Annotated in this window: 3 protein-coding genes; all 3 read left to right on the top strand. The window is 64.3% G+C overall.

From position 1 onward, the window contains the following. The coding region (locus BFQ01_RS00400; protein WP_065923821.1) for a benzaldehyde dehydrogenase at window positions 1-1,249 on the top strand (1,249 nt) is incomplete at its 5' end. Between the two features lie 57 nt (window positions 1,250-1,306). Then, window positions 1,307-2,074: a coniferyl-alcohol dehydrogenase gene (locus BFQ01_RS00395; protein ID WP_065923820.1), complete on the top strand. Its 768-nt coding sequence runs from the start codon at window positions 1,307-1,309 to the stop codon at window positions 2,072-2,074. A gap of 81 nt (window positions 2,075-2,155) precedes the next feature. Next, entirely contained in the window at window positions 2,156-3,103 is a 948-nt protein-coding gene (locus BFQ01_RS00390; protein ID WP_065923819.1) for a SphA family protein, read from the top strand. Window positions 3,104-3,168 lie beyond the last annotated feature (65 nt).

Raw genomic sequence — 3,168 nt, 5'->3', positions numbered from 1 at the left:
CGCCGAGGTGTTTCGCAAGGCGGCGGACCTGGCCCAGCAGTCCTTTGCCGAACTGGCGCTGTACGTCGCGCGGGAAACCGGCGGCGCGTTGTTCAAGGGTGAACACGAAGTGCGCGAAGCGATTGTGCTGCTGCATCAGGCGGCGGGGCTGTTGTCCCAACCTCACGGGCTGGTGCTGCCCAGTGCGGCCGGTCGCCTGTCCTATGCCCGGCGTCAGCCCCATGGCGTGGTCGGGGTGATTTCACCGTTCAATTTTCCGCTGGTGCTGTCGCTGCGCTCGGTGGCGCCGGCCCTGGCGGCGGGCAATGCGGTGGTGCTCAAGCCCGACCCGCAGACCCCGGTCAGCGGTGGTTTTCTCATCGCCCGGCTGTTCGAGGAGGCGGGTTTGCCCAAGGGCCTGCTGCAGGTGTTGCCCGGCGCCGCGCCGGCGGGTGAGGCGCTGTGCCGCGATCCGAATGTGCAGATGATTGCGTTCACCGGGTCGACGGCGGCGGGGCGCAAAGTCGCCGAAGTGGCCGGACGACACCTGAAAAAAGTCGCGCTGGAACTGGGCGGCAAAAACCCGCTGATCATTCTCGAAGACGCCGACCTCGACCTGGCCGCGAGCAATGCCGCCTGGGGCGCCTGGCTGCACCAGGGGCAAATCTGCATGGCCACCGGCTTGATTCTCGCCCATGAATCCATCGCCGAACGCCTCACGCGCAAGTTGGTGGACAAGGCCCGGGCGTTGACCGTGGGCAATGCCGCCCGCGGTGAAGCCGCGCTCGGCCCGTTGATCAACCAACGGCAATTGCAGCGCGTGCACGAGATCGTCAGCGACAGCCTGCAAGCGGGCGCACGGTTGGAGGCGGGTGGCGAATACGACCAATTGTTCTACCAGCCCACCGTGCTCAGCGGTGTGCGGCCAGGGATGCGCGCGTTTGAGGATGAAATCTTCGGGCCGGTGGCCACGGTGGTCAGTTTTGCCACGGACGACGAGGCCATCGAGCTGGCCAACCGCACCGAGTACGGCCTCTCGGCCGCCATCATTTCACCGTCGGTCGGGCGTGCCATGGCCATCGGCGAGCGGCTTGACTGCGGCCTGCTGCACATCAATGACCAGACCGTCGCCGACGAATGCATCAACCCCTTTGGTGGGCGAGGCGCTTCCGGTAATGGCGGCAGCGTAGGCGGGCCGGCCGATTGGGACGAGTACAGCCAGTGGCAGTGGGTCACGGTGAAGAACACTGCACCTGTCTATCCGTTCTGAGCCCTGGCTCATCGCTTTGATCCACCTATGCCTATACAAAAACAAGAGGGCTTGAACATGAACCTGCACAACAAAACCCTGGTCGTCACCGGCGTCGCCTCCGGCATTGGCGCCGAGCTGGCGCGGCTCGCGCGCTTCCAGGGTGCCACGGTGATCGGCGTTGATCGCCATGCACCGCAACTGACCCTGGATGGCTTCTTCCAGGCTGACCTGGGCGATCCGGCCAGCATCGATGCCCTGGTGGCACGCCTGCCGGCGCGGGTCGATGGGCTGTGCAACATCGCCGGCGTGCCCGGTACCGCGCCCGTGCAAGCGGTGGCCACGGTCAATTACCTGGGGTTGCGGCACCTGACTCAAGCGCTGCTGCCACGCATGGCGGCGGGCGGCAGCATCGTCAATGTCGCCTCGGTGCTCGGTGCGCAATGGCCGCAACGCCTGGAGCTGCACAAGGCCCTGGCCGCGACGCACAGCTTCGAGGCCGGGCAGCAGTGGCTGGCGGCCAATCCGGTGGAGCAGGCCAGCTGTTATCAGTACTTCAAGGAGGCGCTGATCGTGTGGAGCTTCCAGCAATCCCAAGGCTGGTTTCGTGATCACTCGGTGCGTATCAACTGCGTGGCGCCGGGGCCGGTGTTTACCCCGATTCTCGACGATTTTGTCAGCATGCTCGGGCCGGAGCGGGTGGCTGCGGACAGCCAGCGCATGACCCGTCCGGCCCTGGCCGATGAGGTGGCGGCGGTGATCGCCTTCCTGTGCTCCGACGCCGCGCGCTGGGTCAACGGGGTCAATCTGCCGGTGGACGGTGGGTTGGCGGCGACCTACGTGTAGGGGTTGCTACAGCGGTAAGCCCCGGTGCGGATCCACCGTGCCGGGGGTCTTGAACAACAACAAAAATACAGGACATACAAGATGCTCAAGCCTATCTTGCGGGCGGCTGCGGCCGGGACCTTTATCGCACTGTCATCGACTGCACATGCTTACGACTTGCCCGGCCTCAACCTGGGCAGTACCAGTTTCTACGACGGCTCACCGGCACCCGCCGGCCCTGGGTGGTATCTGGAGGAATACCTGACGTACTCCCGGGCCAGCCGTTTCAATGATGCCAACGGCCACAAGCTGGCACTGCCCAACCAGGACGTGGAAGTGGTGGCGCCCACCACGCAGATCATCTACCTCGGCCAACCCTTGGCGAATGGCGCGATGCCCGGATTCACCCTGATCAACACCTCCCTGGCCCACGTGGATGTCGACGACGGGTTGAACAATGCGGCCCTGAGTTCTCGCGCCGGCTTTGGTGATGTGATTGTGGGGCCCTTCCTGCAACTGCCGACCCTGAGCCGTGCCGATGGCAGCCCGCTGTTGACCCAGCGTATCGAAGCCGATATCTCGGTGCCGGTGGGCGCCTATGACCGCAAGCGCTCGATCAACCCAGGCAGTAATTTCTGGTCATTCAACCCGTATTACGCGGCGACGTACTGGTTCAGCCCGAAGTGGTCGACGAGCGGGCGGTTCATGTACCTGTGGAATGGCAAGAACGATGATCCGCAGGCAGGCTTCGGGGATGTTTCCGATACCCAGGCCGGGCAGGCGTTGCATGCCAACCTGACCCTGCAATATGCCGTGAGCCAGCAACTGAGCGTAGGGGTTAACGGCTACTGGTTGAAGCAGATCACCGATACCCAGGTCGATGGGCACGCCGTGAGCGGGCGTCGGGAGAAGGTCTGGGCCATCGGCCCAGGCCTGGTCTACGGGTTCAGCAAGGAAGACGTGCTATCGGTAAATGCCTACTTCGAGCAGCAGGCGGAGAACCGCACGCAGGGCAACAAACTGGTGCTCAATTGGCTGCATAAGTTCTAGTGGGCGCCGTACGCACCATCACGCTGATGATGGTCAGTGCGGCAATCACCACCCCGGGGGACGTC

Origin of the sequence: Pseudomonas sp. 8 R 14 (genome assembly GCF_900005955.1) — a bacterium.
Classification (GTDB): Bacteria; Pseudomonadota; Gammaproteobacteria; order Pseudomonadales; family Pseudomonadaceae; genus Aquipseudomonas; species Aquipseudomonas marginalis.
Note: the sequence above shows the minus strand (reverse complement) of the source record. Positions and strands in the feature narration are given on the sequence as shown.